This window comes from Psychrobacter sp. CAL346-MNA-CIBAN-0220 (assembly GCF_040309805.1).
Lineage (GTDB): Bacteria > Pseudomonadota > Gammaproteobacteria > Pseudomonadales > Moraxellaceae > Psychrobacter.
The window spans coordinates 1-248 of record NZ_JBEOPF010000593.1 but is presented as its reverse complement, the minus strand read 5'-3'; the positions used below and the strand labels follow the sequence as shown (position 1 = coordinate 248).

At 38.7% G+C, this 248-nt stretch carries 1 protein-coding gene; it reads right to left on the bottom strand.

Going from position 1 to position 248, the window contains the following annotated elements; all coding sequences use genetic code 11:
• The coding region (locus tag AAEY88_RS14930; protein ID WP_350563649.1) for a DUF1302 family protein at positions 1-248 on the bottom strand (248 nt) is incomplete at both ends.

Below are 248 nucleotides of genomic sequence, written 5' to 3'. Positions count from 1 at the left end.
GATCGACGCCTTGGCCTGAGGTAGGGTTTACATAAGCACGATCGCCATCCATTAACTCAAATTCATAAAAATACATAAACCGAGTAAACAAACCATAATTATCTTTACTGATAGATAGATCATGGGTGCCCTTTAATAGTTTTGAAAACGAATCACCACTATCAAAGTTTAAATCGCCTGCATCACCATTGTTTGAATATGATCCTGGTTGCGCCCACACATCTTGCGATGAGTAAACGGTATTGTTT